The 22195-nt window shown below is 47.9% G+C and carries 22 protein-coding genes; 5 read left to right on the plus strand and 17 right to left on the minus strand.

The genetic code is table 11. From position 1 onward, the window contains the following. Positions 1-215 precede the first annotated feature (215 nt). A complete protein-coding gene (locus AC5I6P_RS15635; RefSeq protein WP_495694701.1) occupies positions 216-1001 on the plus strand; it encodes an SH3 domain-containing protein in 786 nt (261 codons plus the stop codon). Between the two features lie 130 nt (positions 1002-1131). On the opposite strand, the gene AC5I6P_RS15640 is transcribed toward AC5I6P_RS15635, so the two are convergent. From AC5I6P_RS15640 to AC5I6P_RS15700, 13 genes are all read right to left on the minus strand, one after another. Next, the gene (locus AC5I6P_RS15640; protein WP_495694702.1) at positions 1132-3396 is read right to left on the minus strand and encodes a caspase family protein; all 2265 of its coding nucleotides are present in this window, start codon (positions 3394-3396) and stop codon (positions 1132-1134) included. Positions 3397-3500: 104 nt separating this feature from the next. Continuing rightward, entirely contained in the window at positions 3501-4664 is a 1164-nt protein-coding gene (gene sat, locus AC5I6P_RS15645; RefSeq protein ID WP_495694703.1) for a sulfate adenylyltransferase, read from the minus strand. Positions 4665-4808: 144 nt separating this feature from the next. Next, on the minus strand, positions 4809-5285 hold the full coding sequence (locus tag AC5I6P_RS15650; RefSeq protein WP_495694704.1) for a hypothetical protein: 477 nt from the start codon (positions 5283-5285) through the stop codon (positions 4809-4811). Positions 5286-5488: 203 nt separating this feature from the next. Further along, complete coding sequence (locus tag AC5I6P_RS15655) at positions 5489-6064, minus strand: TIGR04376 family protein (protein WP_495694705.1); 576 nt, start codon at positions 6062-6064, stop codon at positions 5489-5491. 102 nt (positions 6065-6166) lie between these two features. Further along, complete coding sequence (locus tag AC5I6P_RS15660) at positions 6167-7321, minus strand: type II secretion system protein N (protein ID WP_495694706.1); 1155 nt, start codon at positions 7319-7321, stop codon at positions 6167-6169. Positions 7322-7562: 241 nt separating this feature from the next. After that, complete coding sequence (locus tag AC5I6P_RS15665; protein WP_495694707.1) at positions 7563-7859, minus strand: hypothetical protein; 297 nt, start codon at positions 7857-7859, stop codon at positions 7563-7565. Positions 7860-8042: 183 nt separating this feature from the next. Then, positions 8043-8570 (minus strand): hypothetical protein, encoded by a 528-nt coding sequence (locus AC5I6P_RS15670; RefSeq protein WP_495694708.1) that lies wholly within the window; start codon positions 8568-8570, stop codon positions 8043-8045. 734 nt (positions 8571-9304) lie between these two features. Then, positions 9305-10288 (minus strand): RNA polymerase sigma factor, RpoD/SigA family, encoded by a 984-nt coding sequence (locus tag AC5I6P_RS15675; protein WP_495694709.1) that lies wholly within the window; start codon positions 10286-10288, stop codon positions 9305-9307. A gap of 969 nt (positions 10289-11257) precedes the next feature. Beyond that, positions 11258-11446, minus strand: coding sequence for a glycoside hydrolase family 15 protein (locus tag AC5I6P_RS15680; RefSeq protein WP_495694722.1), 189 nt, complete (start codon positions 11444-11446; stop codon positions 11258-11260). Positions 11447-11479: 33 nt separating this feature from the next. Beyond that, positions 11480-11611 carry a hypothetical protein gene (locus AC5I6P_RS15685; RefSeq protein WP_495694710.1) on the minus strand — a complete coding sequence of 44 codons (132 nt, stop codon included), beginning with the start codon at positions 11609-11611 and terminating at the stop codon, positions 11480-11482. Continuing rightward, complete coding sequence (locus AC5I6P_RS15690; RefSeq protein ID WP_495694711.1) at positions 11595-12098, minus strand: glycoside hydrolase family 15 protein; 504 nt, start codon at positions 12096-12098, stop codon at positions 11595-11597. Before AC5I6P_RS15690 ends, AC5I6P_RS15685 begins: the two co-directional genes overlap by 17 nt. Then, a complete protein-coding gene (locus AC5I6P_RS15695) occupies positions 12095-12262 on the minus strand; it encodes a hypothetical protein (RefSeq protein WP_495694712.1) in 168 nt (55 codons plus the stop codon). Before AC5I6P_RS15695 ends, AC5I6P_RS15690 begins: the two co-directional genes overlap by 4 nt. 202 nt (positions 12263-12464) lie before the next feature. Continuing rightward, positions 12465-13592: a beta-galactosidase gene (locus AC5I6P_RS15700; RefSeq protein WP_495694713.1), complete on the minus strand. Its 1128-nt coding sequence runs from the start codon at positions 13590-13592 to the stop codon at positions 12465-12467. 117 nt (positions 13593-13709) lie between these two features. Here AC5I6P_RS15700 and AC5I6P_RS15705 point away from each other — a divergent pair, with 117 nt between their 5' ends. Next, positions 13710-14468, plus strand: coding sequence for an SGNH/GDSL hydrolase family protein (locus tag AC5I6P_RS15705; RefSeq protein ID WP_495694714.1), 759 nt, complete (start codon positions 13710-13712; stop codon positions 14466-14468). Between the two features lie 195 nt (positions 14469-14663). Here AC5I6P_RS15705 and AC5I6P_RS15710 read toward each other — a convergent pair whose 3' ends face one another. Together AC5I6P_RS15710 and AC5I6P_RS15715 are read right to left on the minus strand one after the other, a co-directional pair. After that, complete coding sequence (locus tag AC5I6P_RS15710; RefSeq protein ID WP_495694715.1) at positions 14664-15287, minus strand: cold shock domain-containing protein; 624 nt, start codon at positions 15285-15287, stop codon at positions 14664-14666. Between the two features lie 74 nt (positions 15288-15361). Beyond that, positions 15362-15871, minus strand: a complete 510-nt coding sequence (locus tag AC5I6P_RS15715; protein WP_495694716.1) for a pyridoxamine 5'-phosphate oxidase family protein — start codon at positions 15869-15871, stop codon at positions 15362-15364. A 320-nt stretch (positions 15872-16191) separates the two neighbouring features. Here AC5I6P_RS15715 and AC5I6P_RS15720 point away from each other — a divergent pair, with 320 nt between their 5' ends. Further along, positions 16192-16356: a DUF928 domain-containing protein gene (locus AC5I6P_RS15720; protein ID WP_495694723.1), complete on the plus strand. Its 165-nt coding sequence runs from the start codon at positions 16192-16194 to the stop codon at positions 16354-16356. A 52-nt stretch (positions 16357-16408) separates the two neighbouring features. Here AC5I6P_RS15720 and dapB read toward each other — a convergent pair whose 3' ends face one another. Then, positions 16409-17230: a 4-hydroxy-tetrahydrodipicolinate reductase gene (dapB, locus tag AC5I6P_RS15725; RefSeq protein WP_495694717.1), complete on the minus strand. Its 822-nt coding sequence runs from the start codon at positions 17228-17230 to the stop codon at positions 16409-16411. A 310-nt stretch (positions 17231-17540) separates the two neighbouring features. On the opposite strand from dapB, the gene bchI reads away from it, so the two are divergent. Further along, positions 17541-18641 carry a magnesium chelatase ATPase subunit I gene (bchI, locus tag AC5I6P_RS15730; protein WP_495694718.1) on the plus strand — a complete coding sequence of 367 codons (1101 nt, stop codon included), beginning with the start codon at positions 17541-17543 and terminating at the stop codon, positions 18639-18641. Between the two features lie 345 nt (positions 18642-18986). Here the strand turns inward: bchI and AC5I6P_RS15735 are convergent, their stop codons facing one another. Continuing rightward, positions 18987-20795: a PA14 domain-containing protein gene (locus AC5I6P_RS15735; protein ID WP_495694719.1), complete on the minus strand. Its 1809-nt coding sequence runs from the start codon at positions 20793-20795 to the stop codon at positions 18987-18989. A 1007-nt stretch (positions 20796-21802) separates the two neighbouring features. On the opposite strand from AC5I6P_RS15735, the gene AC5I6P_RS15740 reads away from it, so the two are divergent. Further along, positions 21803-22039, plus strand: a complete 237-nt coding sequence (locus AC5I6P_RS15740; protein WP_495694720.1) for a hypothetical protein — start codon at positions 21803-21805, stop codon at positions 22037-22039. Positions 22040-22195 lie beyond the last annotated feature (156 nt).

Raw genomic sequence — 22195 nt, forward strand, 5'->3', positions numbered from 1 at the left:
AAAATAGTTACTTTGCGATCACAGGAAAATCTTTGACTTTTCTTTATAAAAAATCCGTGGTAGTACCCAGATAATTTTAAATGGGCTCGGATATTTCACCTAAGTGAAACCATTTTTCTATGAAAAGATTAATCTTTTCTCCGTAATGCTCCGGAACGAAGCTACAGCAAGCTGATTTTGTATTCCACACGTGTAATTATCGGGGAATTCGTACCATGGAAACTTTTGCATTTCTTGAAACTGCTGTCGCCCATGAAGATCCTTCTCCGGATCTCCAGGTGCGATCGCTCAAGGAACTGGGTTTAACGGTTCCGGCGGCAGCATCAGTTGGGCTTGCAGGTTTGCTTTTGGCGACCACGCTTTTAGTGAGTGTTCCTAACGCAAATGCTCTTCCCGCTTCGGTGACCGTGACCTCATCAGGCTTGAATATTCGGTCAGGCCCAGGAACAGGATATCCGATCATTGGCGGCTTAAGCAGTGGTCAGACGGTAGGTGTTAGCGACTATTCTGGCGGTTGGTATCGCATCAGCAGCGGTGGCTGGATCGCCTCAAACTACACTACCTATTCTGGTGGTGGCGGCATTGGTGGTGGTGGAACCCCAATCGACACCCGCGTTAGAATTACCGGCAGCGTTGTCAATGTCCGTAATGGTCCAGGAACGGGCTATGGGCTCAACGGCAGACCGCTCTACTATGGTGAAGTCGTGAGAGTGGTTCGCTCTTCTGGCGGTTGGTATCAATTGCCGGATGGTGGTTGGTTCTCATCCTCCTATGCCACTAGTACTGGCTCTAATCCAGGTACTGGTGGTGGCGGTACTCCGATCGATCGAGTTGTAACCGTTACGGGGAGCGTTGTTAATGTCCGCAACGGTCCGGGGACAGGCTATGCCCTCAATGGCAGACCGCTCTACTATGGTGAGCGGGTGCGTGTTGTGCGGTCTTCTGGCGGTTGGTATCAATTGACAGATGGCGGTTGGTTCTCAGGATCGTATGCCAACTAACTGAGCCGACTTCTTCAGAAAATTCTGCTACACCTGAGTCGCCTGTAGAAGTACTACAGGCGACTTACTTTTGGCTCAAGGTTAGCTCAAGGTGTGTGTTCAACGATTTATGGGTTCAACATATGCTACGTCACACTGTCACTTGATAGATAAATCGGAATGTTGCCCAAGCATTGACATCTAATGCGAAAACATCGGTCGCCCCAATCCACTGGGCACTGTTCGCGTCGCGAAGTTCCGAAGGAGCGCTGGCTTGATGCAAATCCTGTAGCACGGCTTGAGCAACTTCTAGAAAATTCGCGATCGGGCGGATCACACCACTACTAGAATCAGCCGCCAGTAACCGTTCGGTTTGCTCAAACGGAGTGCGGCTGCAGATCACATAAGTTTCTGCTAGTCCTGCCGGGTCGCTAATAATCCACTCGGAATTAGTCGCTACAAGCGGGAACGTCATGCTTTCGTTGGGTGCAATACAGTTCGGAGGACTGGGGACGCTAGGTAGAGATTGCAGGGCACCCGCTTGGGGAGGATGCCCAACCCTAACTGCCGTTCCCCCATTATCCAAGCCTAAAATCAAAACATAAATCGGCTGAGTACTCGTATTCTGAATGTGATACTGAACGCGGCTACCAACCGGAATCGTGATCAGCTTTCCATCAGAAGGCGTCACGAGATTAGAATCAGCAGCAACGCGATCGGTCTGTTGTTGCACCAGCCATTTTTCGGGTGTTCCAAGTTGAGCTAATGTTGCCCGGACTCCTAGCTGTGAGGAGTTGTCATTCACCGTCAGACCCAGTAATTTAGCACCTAGCAAGGTTTGCAGTTGGGGCGCTAAGCGGCGGACAGCAAGTTTGACCGCTTCATCAGAATCACCAAGCGTTTTTGGAATTGCCTCTCGTCCTTGAGAAAAGAGCCCATAGCTGGAGGGCGAAATTGATCCCGCGATCGCATCGGTAGACAGAGACGCCACTTGAGTCGTTGCGCGAACACTACCAAACAAATAATCTGCCGATTGCTCTCCAGCCGTGACGGCTGAAATATGAGACATGGCCGAAAAGGCACTGATCGCATCGACGCGCTCGATCCGTTTGAGGTTTGCATCGATGGCGATCGTGAGTCCGACCGATCGCGGCAACACGCGAATCGCTTCTTGGACTCGTTGCCCCAGGCTCAACGTTGCATCTTGCGTTGCCGAGGTTGCAACCGTCCTGGCTCTCGCCGTTAATCCATTTCGTTCATACACCTGTAGCAGGGGAAGGGGCTGCAATTCAGTCTCGGCTTCTCCAGCTGCTTCTACCGTGAACAAAGAATTGAGGCTGTACTGCTCAAGCACTTGTGGAGCTAACCCGCCTAGCCAGAGTTGAGCTGTTTTAGAGTCGTCGAGCGCAATGATCACTCCATCTGCTGGAGGTTGAGACGGTGACAAGTTATAGGGCTTTAAGGGACTATTAGCGCTGAGCGCAGATCCAGAAGAACCACGATTCTTGCCGCTCAGCGTGACCTGTTGTTTTTGATCAACGCGCCTGCCAATCCGCTCAGCAGTTCGGCTCAGGTTAAGCCGCAGGCTTGAGTCTGGTAGAGCTTGCCACAGTTGTTGCGTAAAGGCGTAGGTAAAAAGTCCGGCATAAAACCCGTTCCAAGGCGCTTCGGTGGCAACTTGCTGATCTCCCGCCGCCGACAGAACGACGCCTGGCATTTGCCCGGAGCGCCGCTGAGCCCTGACTTGAGCGCGATCGAGACCCAAGGTGTTGAGCAGCTTTTCTTGCAACAGATGCTCTGTTTGATCGATCTGAGCCACTTCATCAAATTCGCCTGGTGAGGCTAACGATCGAATGTGCAAGTTGCCTTGTAAGGGATATCCAGGATAAAAGTAGCTCGTGTCTAAAACAGTAGTGACTTGGTGGGTGGGCAACGATCGCAGTAACAGGTACAACGTGTCTTCTGGAATTGCATTTGTGATCAGCTCCTGGGATGACTCGTCAGCTGTGATCAGGGCAGGCTGCACATCATCTGCTGTAGCGCCTAGCTTGAGCAAGCTACCATAACCACTAAAATGAATCACGACGACATCATCGGGTTTCGCTTGATTGATCAGATGTTCGGTAAAGGCAGTTTCGATCTGCGATCGCGTTGCTTTTTCATCAGTCAGCGTTACAATATCGCTCGGCTGAAACCCAAATCGGTAGGTCAGCAACTCTCGCTGCAATTCCACATCTGTAAGACTGCCGTTTAAGTTGCCATTGCGGTAAGCATTAATTCCAATGAGTAGAGCAAGCTTGCGAGTTGTCGGCTGGGCTAGAGCTTGAGCGGTGTGACGGAGGCCAAGACCCAGCTGAGACGCGCCCCAAGCTCCAAGCAAAAGTCCTGTTTTCTGCAACAACGATCGTCGCTTCATCTTCTCAATTACCCTACGCCCATAGCTATCAGCGTAACAGGTAAAGAATTCGTAATTCGTAATTTTGAAAAGATCTGCTCAACTACGAATTACGAATGACCTAATTAGGCTTTCATGGCTTTTGCAAGCTCGGCAGCCACTTCAGGACGCGAAAACTCTGGCGGGGGTAATTCTCCCCGACGCAGCATTTCTCGCACTTTTGTTCCAGACAGATGAATGCGTTCTTCTGGTGTACTCGGACTCGTTTTTGTCGTCGCCATACCTTGAGTCCGGGTGCAGTAGAAGGCATGTTCAAACTTCATCGGCGTGATGCCTAGCGCTGCCGGATCGAACTGGTCAAAAATATACTGAGCGTCGTAAGTGCCATAGTAATCACCAACGCCAGCGTGATCACGACCGACAATAAAGTGAGTACAGCCATAATTCTTTCTTAAGAGAGCATGGAAGATGGCTTCGCGAGGCCCGGCATAGCGCATTGCCGCTGGATTAATGCCGAGAATCACCTGATTTTTTGGGAAGTAATGCTCCAGCATAATTTCATAACAGCGCATCCGAATGTCGGCAGCGATGTCATCTTCTTTTGTTGCGCCTACAAGCGGGTGTAGAAACAAACCGTTCACCGTTTCTAGCGCACACTTAATAATGTATTCGTGAGCGCGGTGAATCGGATTGCGCGTCTGAAAGGCGACAACCGTTTTCCACCCTTTCTCTCGAAACATTTGCCGGGAGGCGGCTGGATCAATTTGATAAGTGGGAAACAGAGGATGAGCATCCCGCTCTAGTAGCCAAACATCACCCGCCAGATTCACATTTCCCTGACCGTATACCACCGCAACGCCCGGATGCTTCTCTTCATCGGTGCGATAAACGTTAACGGCTTCGTGAGCTTTATCGTAAGTATATTTTTCCGTGAGCTGCAAAACGCCGATAAAGCGGCCTGTCAAATCATCTAGCCGGATCAAAGCACCTTCCTTTAGCGGTTCTGCAACGTCTTCGCTGACCGAAAGGGTGACAGGGATCGACCAAGGCAATCCATTGGCGAGGTGCATGTCAGTGACCACGCGATCGTAGTCCGCTTTGCCCATGAATCCGGTGAGGGGACTAAAACCCCCGATCGCAATCAGTTGCAGGTCAGATACAGCCCGTTCGTCAAGCTGCACTCTCGGCAGAAACTCTGCTTTAGAAAGAAATTCTTCACGCTCTTGCGGCGTTGCGATGCGATTAATAAGTTGACCCCCATGAGGGGCGATGCTATCGGGATGACTCATAAGTTCCAGCCAGTAAGGGTTAAGCTCCTCCTTCTCTATCAAGAAAGGGGTCTTTATTGAGGGTAGCAGGATGTGATGCAGTTTAGAATGCCTGTTTGAAGCTAGCAGAGGGACAAGGCAGGGAACGGAAACTTGGCGTCAGTTTTAGCTATTGCCAAAGAGGAGCGGCAGGCTGTCTGCGATCGGGTCTTTTACGTCTTCACCTTGAACCTGTGCCCAAAATTTGCTCAGGAAATGAATCTGCCGCAATCCAACAACCAAATTTAATCCTGGAACAAACATCCACCACACAATCAACGGTTCTTTCAACCCAGCTTGTCGATACAACGTATTGACTGTGCGATACAAGCGGAACTGTACGATATAGATCCAGATGATGCCAAGCAGCGAAACCCAAGCGAACCCTGTTGGCACATCAGGATCAAACCTCGCTAGTGCTAGGGGAATGGTAACCCCTAAGACAAACGGCATCAAACACAGCGTTCCTGACCACCCGTAGCCGTTGTAGTGTCGCAATTCTTCTTGAATTGCCCACTTGTAATATCCGTAATACAGTAGCCCTGTAACACCAGACAGCAGAATTACAAGCCAAAGGGGACGAAGTTTACCAGCGTACGACATGAAGGATAAGGACAAGAAATCGATTGCTTCTTAACCAATCTTAATACAGAAACGTTTCGCCTATTTTCAGAGTTAGTCAAAGCACGGGCGATCGCTCCAGCCTTGCCTGTGCTTTGACTAAGCACTCAGTTTTTGGTGCGCTCGCCCTGCTAGCGGATATAGCAGATCATTCTCCCGCTCTATGCTTTCGCCGCGTTCCTCCATCATCTCCCCATCTGCCGCTTCATTTGTTCAATCTCTTCCTGCGTTTCCCACGTTCTAAACCTCTGCTCTAGCGGATCACTTGCATCACGAAATGCATTTGTACTCTGATTCCATCCCGTCGTTGATGCCCAGCGTTGTTCTGCTTGTGTTGCTCGTGCCGTTTGAACTTGCGCGAGTTCTTCTTTTACTTCCTGTCTGCGCACCTGAATTTTTGGCAAAAGCTCTTCGGTTTGTTTGATGCGATCGCGCAGAACTTCCATCTGTCCCCACTTCTGGTTGCCTTCTCGTAAAAGGGATGCTTCATGCGCTTGAGCAGGCTCGGCAAGATCCATCCGCCCCGCCGCTTTTGCTTTCTCAATTCGGACATGCCAACGCTGAATCTCCTGAGCAGTTGAGAGAATTTCGCTCTCGACTTGCTTTTCGCGCGATCGCAAGTCTGAGATCAACCGCCTTGTTTCTAACTCTTGCTCTCGGAGCTTCTCATCCAATGCTTGCAGTTCGAGATGAGGATTGTTTTTGAGAAATTCATCCAATCGATTTTCTAGAAACCGACCGAGATCATCAAACAGACCCATAGTGAGACTCCGATACTAGCGATTAACCTCAAGAGTAAAGCGATGGAGTACGAGCTGATCACCATCAAGCACTCTGCACTTAACTCTCACCTAATCGCTATTCTAGAATTTTTGCCCGGTTGAGAACGTTCGGAGTTCCCCATTTCGCCTCAGCACAATGCTACTTCCTGAAATCTCAACAATACTCCAGCCGCTAGAGCCAATGGTTTCCCCTGTGTAGTAGCGCTGAGTCACGCCATTAGTATCGACTAAGGCCGCCGACTGGCTCGGATCAGTTGCAATCACTAGGCCCCGAATGGTGCGTTGCAACTCAGGCGCAGCTTGAGCGGCTCGCGTTGGGGAAGCTGTCGGCGGCTGAATTACGACTTGCGGACGGTTAACCGCAGGATACATTCGCTCTAAAACACCAGAGAGCCGTGCCAAAAGTTGATTTAGCTCCTGACGTGCCGGATCGTTGACTGTAACGGAGGCTGGAGCAGTCGGAACAGCCGGGGGAGCCGGAGGAACAAAGGGAACAGAGGGAACATTAACTACGACTGGCACTTTTGGCAGCAGGGTCGAAGACTTGACGCTGCTGACTGGAACAGTAGCAAGACTGCTTTTGTAAGGAGTTGTGGCGGTTCCTACAGAGTTGCGCTCTGCGCTAATCGCGCCCGATTTTCCACTCGCTACTTTCCGATCGATAGCGTTGAGCGATCGTTGCACATAGTCCGAGAACTGCTGATTGAGTTCAACGGGCGGTGCTTTTGCCATTGCCGCTGGGGTCACTACTTGAGGTTCTTGAGCGATCGCTTTGAAAAATCGACTCGCCATGCCTCGTTGACTGAGCCATACTGCCGCTGCCGCGATCGCAGAGGCACATAGCGCTACGACTAGAGCTTTTTGAAATACACTAGTGAGCCGAGATGGAGACGGCTTAGTGTTGATCAATTCATCAAGCTCTGGAATCGCTAAACTGTCTTCTTTGATATAGGTATTCCACTGGGGCGCTTTTGGCTGTGGAACAATGTCTGAAAATTGTGGAGTCGGACTAAACTCAATGGGCCGTCGTTTAGCGGTTGCAATGGGTTTGAGAGGTGGTGGTGGTAGACTCCCGTCTAGCAACCGTTCAACATCATCAAATAGGTCATCCATCAGTCGATCAGCAAATGAGTCAACCCGAGGTGGTTCTGGTGTTGCAACGGCTTGAAATGCCTTCCCAGAAGCATCTTGGGACGGGTCAAGAAGAGCCTTATTACCGCTGATGTCTTGAGGCATGGCTTTGGTGTGAATGACAAATCAAAGGAACAGAAAATGCAAAGAACACTCTGAGTCGGTCACCAAGATTCTGCAAAATTTGGCAACCTCATTTGTGCCCCTACCTCATCTCTCAAGCCTTCGTCGGCACAAGTCCAAACGGTAAGCTCTACGCGTAGTTGAGGGCGCATGTTTGCGATTATACTCGTCGAATTTGAAATGGGATCAGCTTACGGAGGGCAAATCCAGAAGTCTAGTAGATCTACTGCTCTTGTGCTAAATTCTTGCTCAGGATGTCGATCGCTTGGTCGGCTGTAATGAGTCGCTTCAAAACGACTTGCCCGATCGCCGCCATCTCTGTTTCTGACTTCGGTTTAACCTCTACCATCAGTACGGCGTCTTCAACGCGGTAAAGCCAAAGCTTTTCGCCGTTTTCCCACATGCAAACGGTCGTCTGCTCAATTTGGGGTCTATGTCGCCACGATAGTTCATTCCACAAACCGCCAAGTTCCCAAACGCGACCTACTACCCACCCATCAGTCAGAAAGAAGTATTTCACAGGAATGTTTGCCTGCTAGAGTCAGCATTTGCTGTTTAACCAGTTGCTGTTTAACATAGCGTGAAAACTTGACACGCTAGTTAGAACAAAGAAGATTTGTTCGTTTTATCCACTAGATATAAAAAACAGGGACGTCTATAAAACATCCCTGTCAAAGTAAATTTTTATATGTCTTCTATCGAACTACTTCCAAACGCGGTCTTGATGATCGGCTTTGCAGGTGTTGAGAATGCGGCGATCGGTATCACTAATCTGGGAAATTTGATGAAACCCTTCGAGTCCAACAGGGGAAAGAACCGGATTGTTAAGTGATGCGACAGAGGCATTGCGCTCGAGCGTGATCGCGTAGGGATTTTCAGTCTTCTCATACGAGTTGACTACCGTTAGCGCGACTTTATTAGGTTGCACTGAGCCATAGGTACAATCAAATGACGATCGAGGCATGTAAAGTCCGCCGATCAATTTGCCTTGCTTGACCTCAAACACAAAATACGACTTGCCAATCTGCTCAGGCTGTGAAGACTCTCCGTAGAGGTAGACTCCGTTAGGAAGCGTCGTGGTTGCTGCTGCAATCTGGGGTTTGCGAAGCGGCACAGCGTGAGATGGAATACTCATTGCGAGTAATCCAGTCGCAACAGATAGCCCAGTTAAAAGGCGGGCGGCTGTCTTAAAAGGATTAAAAAATGTGCTGCTTGGCAGTGTCGTTTTCATTACAAATGCTCTCTTAAAAAATCTACAGTCAAACTACAGTCAAAAAAGTTTCACTATATCTGCCCTGATAATTACAGGTGATTAGTGAATAGGTTAGGGGTTAGTGCAAGTATCACTACTCCTCCTATAGGTGGGATTTCGGAAAGAAATTGAAATCTAAGAGTTATATTTTCTCTTAGTACTTCAGATGTAGCGAAAGGGCAAATAGAGGTCTAGAAATCGATAGAATTTTGTGCATACGACTGATGACTCAATAAGAAGATTTACCTTCTTTGAGCAGCAGTCAATGCCATATCGCTATCAAATCATTTGTGTAGAGCTTACACAACCGAGCATCGTGACAGTCTGTGTTTTGACCCCTTTAGAAGTGCTTTCAAAACGCTTTAGAAAATGCTGAAGCTATCTATGTTGATAGTTAGCGGGCAATCAGAATCTTGCTTCTTCAATTCAGATTATCACAACCCACAGAGCGAGAAAGTTCCTCCCCAAGAAAGGTGAGCATAACTTAACATCTATTTCTATTTATTCAGGAATAAAAGCGCAAGAAGCAATTGAGGGCTACTTACAGCAGGTTGAAAAACACTTTTGAAGAACAATACAGTTTGTTTAGGACAGCACTGTAACTTCTAGGCCACCCTTAATTAGACCTTAGTTAGATAGGTAACAACTAGTTAAAAAAATCCTCACCCCTTTGAAGTAGAAGGGTGAGGATAAGAGACAGAATCTTAACGAGTCTAGCTGGCAATATATTCGCGGACATTGGCTTTGCGACGACGCAAGTGGTCTAACGCCTGTCGCTCAAGCTGGCGAACTCGTTCGCGGCTCAGGTTTAAGCGATCGCCAACTTTAGCAAGCGATAGCTCGTGACCATCATTTAGGCCATAACGCAGCGCTAAAACCTCACGTTGCTGAGGAGTCAGATCGTCCATCATGCTGTTGAGGTCTTGACGGAGAAAGTCTTGAGTTAAATAGACATCAGGTGATGGTCCATCGTCTTCAAGCAACTCTTGTAGCTCAGTGTCCTGGTTGTCTCCGACACGCATATCCAGGGATACGGGTTGGCGAGACATAATCAAGAACTCGCGGATCTGCTCTGGCTCAAGCTCAAGCTCTTGAGCAATCTCAGTAGCAGACGGGCTACGTCCTAGCTGCTGAGATAACTCGCGCTGGACTTTCTTGATCTTGTTAAGCTTTTCGGTGATGTGAATTGGCAATCGGATCGTGCGGGCTTGCTGCGCGATCGCACGGGTAATGGCCTGACGAATCCACCAGTAAGCGTAGGTCGAAAACTTATACCCACGGGTTGGATCAAACTTCTCAACGCCGCGCTCTAAGCCAAGCGAGCCTTCTTGAATCAAGTCCAAGAACTCTAAATTACGCTTCTGATACTTCTTCGCAATCGAGACGACAAGCCGCAAGTTCGCCTCAATCATCTTCTGCTTGGCGCGACGACCGCGCTGAAAAATACCATTCAACTCTGACTCGCTCAGGTGAACATGTTCAGCAAATTCTTGCTGACTTGGCTCGTGATCAAGCTTCTTGGTCAACGAGTCTTTCTTGTCTTGCAACGCCATCATCTGCTGCACCTGCTTACCGTAGAGAATCTCCTGCTCATGGGTCAGCATCGGCACACGCCCAATTTCGTGCAAGTAAGTCCGCACCATATCGGCTGAGAAGGTGGACTTGGAAGCTTTGGATTTGGTGTTGGCAGTAGCCATGATGTGCTGTGAACTCCGTGAAAACAAACTAAAAACTGTTGCGGGGCAAAAATAGGAAGAGAAGCAGTCCGCTTACTCTATTAGAGTAAGGAATGGACTGTAGAGCTTCATCTCTCGGTATAAGGAGATGAATGCTACGAATCCTAAGGAATCGTGACGAAACGAAAGAAGTAATGGTTCACTGAATCTGGTTTAGAAGCTAGGGAGTGGCGATCGCGAATGAGTCTCGTAATGAGCTGTAGATAAATTGACACTGAACTGTAGCGTGGTGGAGCGGTGCTATCTCGAAATCAGTTCGACTTCAGGTTATGCTCTAATGATATAGCAAATTTTTCGGAAAGTAAAGGGTTTGAACCTACTTCTAGAGGTAATTTTTTCCAGCCGCTGACGGAGCAGAAAAACATACTTGGCAAAGGATACAGCATGACTGAACCACTCCACAAACTGCGTTCTTTATCATCATGAATGTTCAGATGGAGTTTGAATAGAGAGCATTAAGGGGGATAACCGAACCTTTCTAAAGCGATCTTGTAGGGCAATCTGAATGAACCTTTTTGGGGGCGTTCTGAATGCTGGAACCCATTGGCAGATAGGTTTCCTGCGATCGCTTAAATCCTGATTCCTGAGAGTTTGACTTAAAAATGATGCGATAAATAATTAAAGATTACGCTCTAGAACTAATGTATGAAATTCTTGTGTCATTGAGATGGCAATTGAATAGCCCTACAGTGAAACTTTGTGAATTACTATCGACCAAAATTGAGTTTGACCTAAAGATTAGAGTCCTTTTTTTTATAGCTGAAAATAGACTCTAGAAAGTAAAAGAAATTCTGTTGATTTAAAAAGGGCGGTAACAGCGCACTCGGTGACAGATGTAACAGGTGAATTACTAATCGGCGGCGGTTACTTGCGTATGTCGCCAACGCTCTGAAAGGAGCCGTGGGCTTCCCCTTAAACGGGTTGATGAACTCAATCAGAAATCTTAACCTTTCCTGCCTTGTCCTGCTCCAATCCAGTCTCCAGACCAATGACCGCTGCGATAAACGCCGCATGAACAAACGTTTGAGGAAAGTTGCCTAACATTTGTTTTGTCTGGGGATCTACCTCTTCAGCAAAAAATCCTAAATCATTTGCACAAGCTAACGCGGCATCAACGATCGTGCGAGCACGTTGAAAGTCGCGGCGAGCAACCTAATATTGAGCGACCCAAAGCGTACCTGCTAAAAATGCCCCTTCTTGCTGAGAGTCAGCATTTTCTAGATGCTGTCGGTATAGATTCCCGCTTGCGTAGTTACGTTCTAGCGCGTCAATCGTCGCGACCATCTCGGGTGTAGTCAGGAGCCGTGTATGCCCAAACGGGAAATAGAGCGGCGGAGACATCGACTGCTTCACTGTCCGCAAAAGCAGCATAAGCCCCCTCAGAGGTCAAACAATGGCGCGCCACAAAACGGCGAATCGCTTGCTCTGCCGCCCGCCAGCGACGAGCTTGAGCGTCGGTCTTGGCAAAATCAGCAATGTGCATCAAACCACAAGCCGCAAGCACTTTACCAACCGTGTAATGTTCCTTTGACTCTTCTTCCCAAATGCCGTGATCTGCCTCGCTCCAATGGTCTGCTAAATAATCCGCAACCTTTTCTACAACTGACCAATGCTCATCGGTCTGAAAGTGGCTATAAATCAGCTTAGCAACTAATAAAACATTACCAAGAGCATCAAGCTGCAATTGAGATTTTGCACGATTGCCGATGCGGACAGGTTGGCTGTTGCAGTACCCAGTGAAATCGAGTTCTACTTCGTCAGAAACAGTCAAGATTCCCCACGATTTATTAGATCAAGTAAGGATGCAAACAAAGATGGAGAGTCAAATCGTTCTGGACAGTACCACACGACCGAACCCAACGTTGTGATCAAGGCAGAAGTGCAGCGATCGCCAATCACAGCCAAGTCGCGAATTTTCGGAAAGCGGTTTGTCATCTTGAGATTAGAGTTTACTTGCACTTTGGGGAGACTGATCTTCACTTTTTAGGAAACATCCAACAGTTTGTCTGTTTAAGACCCGTTCCAGTTAAAGTTCGAGTACTCCATCTCCAAAGTCTAGCTCAGTGCAAACGGCTAGATTAGGATGTTGGGAATAAGCTCTCATACGCGCTTCTTTGAATCTTGCATTGTCTTAAACCTAAGCTTCAAGCAACTTTTGCACCGTCCACCACCATAGATTCCGTCCATTAATCTTGTTCCAGTACCAATACTCACAGCCCCATAGCAAGACCCTGCTGTAACCGATATCTGTAAGAGCAGCGACGATATATTCCACTCGCTTCGGGGTGGAACTTAGATAATCAGTTTTACGAGTCGCAACTAATTCATGAGGCTCCCAAGGTTCTGCCTGTGCCTCGGCAATCCAATCTTCTTTCCCCATGTGTACCAGCATCTTCTGCCATTCCTTTAGCTTTGTCCGATAGGCTTCTTCAGGTTCTAGGTAGGCGGGGGAGTGGCCTATTGGCACTTTCGTATAAACATTCATCCCGACAGCATCGGCTAGAGCAAGGCTTTCTCGAAAGGCACGATCGTCTTCAGCGTCATCAGCAGTAGGCAGGGTCAAGGAGTTGGTCATCAATACTTTTTGTTGAGGAAGGGCTAACGATCGCACGAGTTCAACTTCCCGGCGCACAAAGCCGTAGCTGAGGTAGCGCCCTGCCGTAATATCTAAGCGAGTAAAGGGTTCGTTCTCAACCTGCCAGTACTTTAGACTAGGGGCATGACGTGTGTGCTTCACAAGCGTTTCGATGAACTGGAGTGTGTGATCTGCAATCTGCTCATTGCGGTCTAGCGGCTTTGGATTGCCAGACGTATCACAGCGATCGCTGAGCCACTTTGGAAAATGAAATTCGGGCCAACGAGGTGATTTCATTCCAACCGTCAGTACTACAGCAATTCCCTGCCGATGACTTTCATCGAGCAACCAATCCAAGATTGTGAAATCAAACTGGTTCTTAAGCGGTTCGATTTCATTCCAGTAGCTACACAGCCGAATATAGTCAAACCCCAGTGAGCAAATGTGGCTGAAGGATTTTTGGTAGTCTAATCCTAAGTAGCGGCACTGGAGTTGGCTGAATGTCGTTCCCAAGTATACAGGTCGTTTGCGGCTTGCGGTCTGAGGGGAGAGTTGAGCCAGAGAAGCCGCTTTAGTCCGGTCAGCACTCAATGCCATCAAAGCGGAAACGCTTGATCCGAGAAAAAGCGTGAACTGTCTACGGGTCAGGCGTGGCTCAGTAGTAAAGTTGGTTTTTTCGATTCGCTTCATCGTCGGCGCGTCAAACCTTTATCTCAAAAATTGTTACATTTGCGACATCTTATACACCGGAATTTTAGGTATGAGTAAGCTTTAAACAGTTCAATCTTAAGAATGACTTTTTAGTCCATGCAACGTTCCTTATTGATTGCTCTGGCAACAGCACTCAATCTGATAGCGCTTAAGCTGCCTGCTGTTGCACATCCTCCTGATCCTGAATCGCCTAATGAGTTGCGCCAACAAATTCAACAACGCTTGGAGGATTGGGCACAGCTAGAGGTTTATCGCCAAGCAAATGCTACCCTTCCTCCGCCCGCAGTAGGCGAGAACCGAGTCGTGTTCTTTGGCGATTCCATCACCAACTTTTGGGATCTACCTACCTATTTTCCGAGTCAGCCTTATATTAACCGGGGCATTTCTGGCCAAACGACGCCTCAGATGTTGATCCGATTTCGCCCAGATGTAGTTGCCCTCAAGCCACGAGTCGTTGTCATTCTCGCAGGAACAAATGACATTGCAGGCAATACAGGTCCTATGAGCTTAGACCAGATTGAAGACAACTATGCGTCGATCGCAGAGTTAGCGAAAGCCCACCAGATTCGAGTGGTATTTGCGTCACTGCTTCCAATCCACGATTATGGCACGAGAAAAATCCTAGCTGGACGACCTCCAGCTAAGATTGAAGCCTTGAACCATTGGGTTAAAGGGTATTGCACAGCAAATAACTGCATCCATCTTGACTACTACAGCCACATGCTGGATGACCGAGGAATGCTGAGAGCAGAGTTATCAGACGATGGGCTACATCCGAATGCGAAGGGATATCACATCATGGCTTCTTTAGCAGCGAGAGCAATCCAGCAAGCATTGAAACAATTGAGTCCCTGATGGCTGGCAGATCCCTAATGACTGGCAAAACTGTTAAGAACAAAAATCTGCTGCTTTAAGCTTCTGAGGTGGAAGTTGTTTAACTGAGAAGGAAGCGTAATAAAAAAGTTGCTAGCTGAACCCAGATCAACTGAGTCCAGCTTTTTATTGATGCAATATCCAAGCACAGCCCGCTTGGCTTCTAATGACACCTGACTATCGCCATCCTAACGGTGGCTCGATCAAGTCTTGATCGGCTTTGCCTTCCCGCACTCCAGGTTTGTCAACGATTTGAACTGTGGTAGCTTGCAATCCTTGTTCTCCTTCGGTTGCAACAAATCGCACTGCTGTTCCCACTTCGATGCGATCGAAATCGTTGTGGCTCACACTGTTTTGGTGAAAGTAAACATCTAATCCATTCTCTAAGGTTTTGATGAATCCGTAGCCATCTTCCCGAAACAGCTTTGTCACGATCGCAGTTGAATCGCCGCCAGCTTCATGCGTTTTAGAATGTTCAGATTCTCGTTGTCGATCGGTGAGTTCTTTGAGCTGACGCTCAACTTTAGTAAAAGCAGTTCTAACCACTGCCTCTAGAGGAACGCCCAGATCGTTTGGATGCTCTTCTCCAACTAATTCATGGTTAGGAGGCACTCTTAGGTCGATTCTTACTCGGTAGGGGGAACCGTGAGTCGGTCGCTCGTTGATTTTCTCGACGGCGATTTGACCGCTACTGATGTAACTACACAAGCGCTCTAGTTTGTTCAGTTTCTCGTGAATCAGAGTATCGATCGCAGCGGAATGGTCTAAATTGCGATATGTAATTTCTAAAGGTGTTTTCATCTTGTCCGTTTCCTAAGCTATTAATCTTCGTGGTCTAACATGTAGAGACAACGTGTTTCACTTCAGATTATTTTTTACTTCAAGTTAATCTTTTGGTTGTCTCCACTGCTCGCAGGCTCACCTGTTGTCGCTGCTTTGATGAAACCGAGTGTTTTTGATACAACGCCTGCAGGCGAGTCCCAATATTCTGCTTTCTCGACGCTAACTTTTAACAGCGCGATGTCAGGCTCATTCACACCGTTGGGGAACCAAGCCTTGAGATCAGGAACCCAAAGCTCCTCGATCTTCTGCTTATCTTGGATCAATTCGGCTTGCCCTGACATAGCAACATAGGTCTGCTTATCGGGTGCAGCGAAACTAACGTTAACGTGGTGATTTTGATGTACTTCATCGACTTTATAAGAGCTTGCGTAGGTGAAGAACCAAAGATCGCCATTCTCTTCGATCTCGCGATTGCTTGCCATCGGGCGACTGTGCAAACTGCCGTCAGGATTAACGGTCGTCAACATACAGTATTCGATGTCTTTGACGAGGTCGCGCAGTTTCTTCAGTTGCTCGGTGTGATTATCGGTAGAAACAGTCATTGCTAAATTATTTCTATGTAGATCTACATTGAATAGAGTGTGAGCGATTCGTTTCGCCAGACTCAAAGGATTACGCGATATTAAGTCGCTTGTCTTTTAGTGTTAGCGCGTTGGAGCCGCCATCGCATGTGTCAGAAGAGAGAGTGTCCTTGCTCAACGGTGCTCTGATAGCGCTGTGGGAATTTTAAGAGGTGAGGTTTTTTTAGAGACTTCGTTGCCTTGCATCGTGCTGGTTCTCTTTATCCAAACACTTCTATTTTCCTAGGATTAGCAAACGCCGAGCTTTTTCTTTAGTTGCGCTGACTCTACTGCTTACAGGTATCTACGCAGAATCAGGAGTTTGGTGGAATGTTCTCCTCACATTGGATGATTTGCGCAAGGCACAGCCTCAGAACACGGCGCGCAATCAACAATGGACATCGTTATTAGACTCGGTAGGATTGGGCGCGATCGCACAGATGCCCATCCTTGATCTCAAGCCCTAAAGCGGCCTTCTCCCTTCTTTACAAATGGAAGAAGGGAGGTTCAGATCTAATATCAAAGAATTTTTTCTAACCCATAGACCAACGTCTTAAGCTGGAGCACTTTGCGAATTGACAGCAATACTCCAGGCATATAACAGGAGCGATCGCTAGTGTCATGTCGCAGCGTGTAGATCTGTCCCTGAGCGCCAAAAATCACTTCTTGATGCGCCACTAGACCCGGTAAACGAATGCTGTGAATCCGAATTCCTTCGCCTGCTTGCGCTCCTCTTGCACCCGCCATTTTCTCAGTTTCTTCGACGATTTGAGGATTATAGGTTTTCCCCATTTCTGCTAGGAGTTGCGCGGTTTGAGCAGCGGTTCCGCTGGGAGCATCCGCTTTTTGATTGTGATGAAGCTCAATGATCTCGACATGATCAAAATACTGAGAGGCTTGAACGGCTGCCTGCTGAAGCAAAATCACGCCAATGGAAAAATTAGGAGCTAGCAAACATCCGGTGCTGGCTTTGTCGGCAAATTCGGCTAACTCTCCAATCTGAGCGGGACTCAATCCCGTTGTGCCCACGACTGGACGAACTCCATACGCGATCGCAGAACGAATGTTGCCGTACACCACATCAGGATGGGTCACATCCACCACGACGCCCAATTCTTTTTCTTGAGATAGCATTGCCATCATCGGCTCATACTCATTCGTAACGGGCACTTCTAGCGCCCCGCACCCAACGATTTCTCCAATATCTTCTCCGATGTATTGGGGATTGCGTGCGATCGCGCCGATCAATGTCATGTCCTGCGCCTGAGAAATTGCCTTCACAATCTCACGCCCCATCTTTCCCGTCGCGCCGTTCACCACCACTGGAATTCGACCTGCCATATTCCACCCTCAGCTTAGACAACTCAGTCTATCGATTTTCTTGCCCTCAGTGTAGAGACTTTAAAGTTTAGTGAGCTTCAGTAAGTTGGCTATTCTGACGTTGATTCGTCGATTTCTGCGCTCATCGACACTTACATTTGTTGCTGATGTGCTGGACAATTCGACCCGGAGGCTGTGTGCGTGATAGATGCGATCGCTCTAGCACTCTCCTGACTCTAACGGTTTTCGCCTCACACAAGTTTTCGCCTCACACAATATGTCACAATGAAAGACACTCATTAAACCTGTTTTAAACCCTTCAGGATATCCCGTGACCTATACGACAGAAGCTAGATCGCCCAACGGACGTGCTACAGCGTCCATCCCTCGCCGTCGAGCAGTCTTTCCCTTCACCGCGATCGTTGGACAAGAAGAAATGAAGCTGGCACTGCTTCTCAATATCATTGACCCCAAAATCGGCGGCGTCATGATTATGGGTGATCGCGGCACTGGTAAATCGACCACGATTCGAGCGCTGGCAGATTTGCTGCCCGAAATTGAAGTCGTGGCAGATGATCCTTTTAATAGCCACCCCAACGATCCTGAAATGATGGGTGACGAGGTACGTCAGAAGATTGAGCAAGGGGCAGATGTGCCAGTTGCCCGGAAGAAAGTGACAATGGTAGACCTGCCACTAGGCGCAACTGAAGATCGCGTATGCGGCACGATCGATATCGAAAAAGCCCTCTCTGAAGGGGTGAAAGCGTTTGAACCCGGGCTGCTGGCAAAGGCAAATCGAGGCATTCTTTACGTTGATGAAGTCAACTTGCTCGATGACCATTTAGTGGATGTGTTGCTCGACTCGGCAGCGTCCGGCTGGAATACGGTCGAGCGAGAAGGAATCTCAATTCGTCACCCGGCGCGGTTTGTGCTGGTTGGCTCTGGTAACCCAGAAGAAGGCGAACTGCGTCCTCAATTGCTCGATCGCTTTGGAATGCACGCCGAAATTCGCACGGTGAAACAGCCTGAGCTACGAGTGCAAATTGTTGAACAACGAACCGAGTTTGATCAAGACCCGATTCCGTTTCTAGATCACTATCAGCCGCGGCAAGACGCCCTGCAGCAGACGATTGTGGATGCTCAGGCACGCTTAAAGTCAATCAACCTCGATCACGACTTGCGTGTCAAAATTTCCCAAGTTTGTTCTGAACTAGACGTAGATGGTTTGCGAGGTGATATTGTGACCAACCGCGCTGCCAAAGCTCTAGCAGCGCTTGAAGGTCGAACCGATGTAACCGTAGATGATATTCGTCGAATTGTGCCGCTGTGTCTCCGCCATCGCTTACGCAAAGACCCGATGGAATCGATCGATTCGGGTTACAAAGTTGAAAAGGTATTTGGTCAGGTGTTTGGCATAGAAGTAACAGAATAGTTTTCTCAAATTTTTCTGGTAATTATCTCAGGAGGCTGTCTACAAATGTGCTAGGCAGCCTTTTTGCTGCATGATTAGCGATCGCGCAAATCACAATAACTCAGCAAAACTACTTGTTAACGTCCGTAACCTCGTCTAGTGCTTTGTCAAAGGAGGGACGCCTGTGCAACGCTTCGCAGAGGGATGAAAGGTAAGCCATTCTTTCATCCCTCAACCTGTCCTCTAAATTTGGCAGATTGCTAGCAAGTTTTTACCGTTTAACTTTTTCCTCAACTAGCATTGTCAAATTCCCTATAGCGCTATTAGATAAAACGCCCTAATTATGTCCCAGAGGCATTCATCAAGTTATGCTGACGTCAATTTCACAATCAATGGTTCATCGGGTACCTCCAATGTTATTCGGGTTGGTGAAATATATTGTCCAGTAGCATTGGTTGATTGGTTTGACAAAAACGTCGTCGCTTGACGGATTGGAGTTGACACGTTCAAAGTCACTTGCTGATTGACCGTGGCATCCGTGCTAATTCCATTCGTCCACAGCACCAAGAAAAACTCTCCATTCGCCTTTTGCAGCAGCGTGTGATGCAGATTTGTGGTGTTCCCGGTCAAGCTATAGTTCAACGTTCCTAATGGAACATTGTTGGGTGCGTCGTTCAGCAAACTTATTAAATTTTTAACTGCATAAAACGCAGGTTTTGGAGAACCATCGTGTCGAATTAAACCAAACCGATTCTCTTGAGAAGATTCAGTCTTCTGATCGATCAGTTCATACATGAACGTCCGTTGGATATTCCAGTTAAAGTTCTCCAAGTACTGTCTGGGCACGTATTTTGCTGCAACCTGCTCAGTCACGTTCGGTTGCTGAAGCGCCGTGTAGTGATCGGCGGTGTGCCAGCCTGTCTCAGTTACAACAATGGGGCGATCGGCTGTTACCTTTTGCATTAGAGGCATCCATCGCCAATCGTAATCACTAGCGGGTGCTCTGCCGCCTGCATAGCTATGCATATTGCCTAGATCCGACACATCTCGCAAAGACCCCATCTGATCCGCATTTTCGGGTTGTGCTAAAGAGGGAGCAATCACCCAATAGCCAGCGGTTGCCGGGTCGTTTTTCATTGCTCGGTATAGCTCGGTCTGATATTGGCGGGCTCCAGCGTAACTCCCTTGTCCTTGATAAGTAGAAACGTTGTTCACATCCCATTCATTTGGGCCTTCAACCGCATCTACTGAAGCTGCGACTCGTTTGACAATGTTGACTGCCTCAGTGGGAGAAATATCGTCTTTAGGATCCATCACCAGCGTTGAGCGAATTCCAGACATTGCCAGGCGATTGAGTTTCTCGAATAGCCCAGCATTATTGCCACCATCCCGAATATGACGAATTCCAAGTTCGATCAATCTTGGTTCGATCACATCGCTAAACCGACCATAGCTGGTATCGTCTGTGTACCGCAGATGCGTATTGATTCCTAGCGAGTCGATGAAGGCGCTGGCGCTCCGGGCTTGTTCTCCGGGCAGGGCAATGTCGGCACGCCCTAGAACGGTCTCCTCTAGAAAGGCGGAAGAAAGCTGACTTTGAGGAACAATCTCTTTGGTTTGACTGAGGCTTGACCAAAAAAGTTTAGCGATCGCTTCGCCGCCCCGCTCATAATATTCCAGCTTAATGTCATAGGATTGATCCGCAAGGAGGCTGATGCTTCCTGTGTCAGTTGTTGGTGCGTGATCGTTCCAGTGATCAATCACGAGTTGTCCGTTAATCCACAATCTGATGCCGTCATCCGACAGTGTTTCAAACGTGTACGTTTCTGAGTACTTTGGCTGAATCTGCCCTGTCCAGCGCACTGAAAAGGCCTCTCCTTCGACTTTAGCATCGGGCGAACCGTAGTTCCAAGCAAAATCAACAGTGGCATCAACACGCTTGAGAACAGGGCTGGTGAAGTCCAGGTTATCAAAGTACTGCGCTGTTAGACCGCTCGATCGTGAGTCAGGAGCGGCGATAAGAGAACTCTGTAGCGTAGCCTCTGCGCTGGCTTGCGATGGAATTGGCAGTCGCTCATCGAAATAGGGGGGCGATTCGAGCGCGCTAAAGCTACGATCGCTGCCGCCAATCTCCGAAGCAGCGTTCGATAAAGTATTGAGTTTGGAGTCTAACACAAGGTTTTCCTAGAATTTGACAGTCGAATCTGGCTAAGCTTTGCGAAAAGCTCAGGGAAGATGCACAGCAAGCAAAATGATCTATCTAGAAAACTGATGGAGCAGTAATTACACTGCTTTGAAAAGGAACAGTATTGCGATTTAACACACGACTAAAGAGAACTGAAAAGTGGTAAATTTGGCACTGTCTTGCAGACCGTACATACTGTTCATCGAAAGAACTGGCGTTCCACCTTTTGACCAAATATAAGGAACTTTTTGCTAGAGTTTGGGTCTATTTGGCTGGAACTTCTAACTAAGAGACTGTATAAAAAATAGCAACCATAAAATTATTACTGTTCGGTTGCCCGTATGAACTCGGTATTATATTACTTGAATTCACACACTTTGACTACTTAAAATTCAAGATTTAAATTTAATCCTAGAAACCGCCGCAATCCAACATTTGCTGTGTTTTCCAACCGTTTTTCTCCTAATTTAAGAGTGGACTGAAGAAAAAGAAGATAAAAAATGTTTGCGATCGCGGACGAAATCTTGCTCTTTATTTGCAGCAGTTTCTATTTCTTAATTCGTGCTTTTGTTGACCTTTTATTCTTTAGTCACTTCATAGTCTTCATGTGTTGCAAAAGTATCAAGGCTCTACAGAGCCGCAGAAGTGCAATTGATTTTTGTCTATTTTGCTGTTTCTAAATCACAGCCAATTGGCTATATTTCAATGTTCGCTAAACTACACAAAAAAGTGTAGAAATCAGGCAGGGTTTTGATTTGCCGTGTATTAGATACGACAACTCGCTCATCCGCTACATTCACAAGCAGATGGGGCACACGTTAGAATTCTGCGGAATTCAATCTTGCCGACCGTCGCATTCCGTAAATTAGACGCTGCTGAAGACAAGTACGATCTCCTTAGCTTTCAAGATGATCGTTGTTTCCATTGGGAGCAGGGAGCCTAAGTTCTTGTCCTTTCTGCCGTAGAAGAGGGTAAGGGTGAGGGCGAAAGAAGGAAGGTGACAATCACGCGAGATGAACATCACCGCCGCAAGCGGACGGTGTATCACTTCGCTCCACTCGCACACTTCGTGGCTCGATTCCGCTCAACAGCACCCTTCGGACGCTGTGCTCTCCGGACGCAGCAAGCTGCGGGGAATCAACCCGAAGAGATTGAATCGGGCTTTTCTTGGATCTTGTGCTTGTCATCGGGATTGCTGAGCTTGGTCGCTTTCTGTCAGAGCATCTCACGCTAGTTAGTTCTTTGCAGTTTGCTGCATTACTTATTTCATGCTGGCGGAATGGGTTCCGTTTACATCTTATGCTGATGGTCGCGATACCAATGATATTTCCGGCATTGCATAATGGAGAGATGAATAAGGTGATTCTCTGCAGTGCCCGGAATGCCAGTC

The organism is Myxacorys sp. (genome assembly GCF_059501405.1).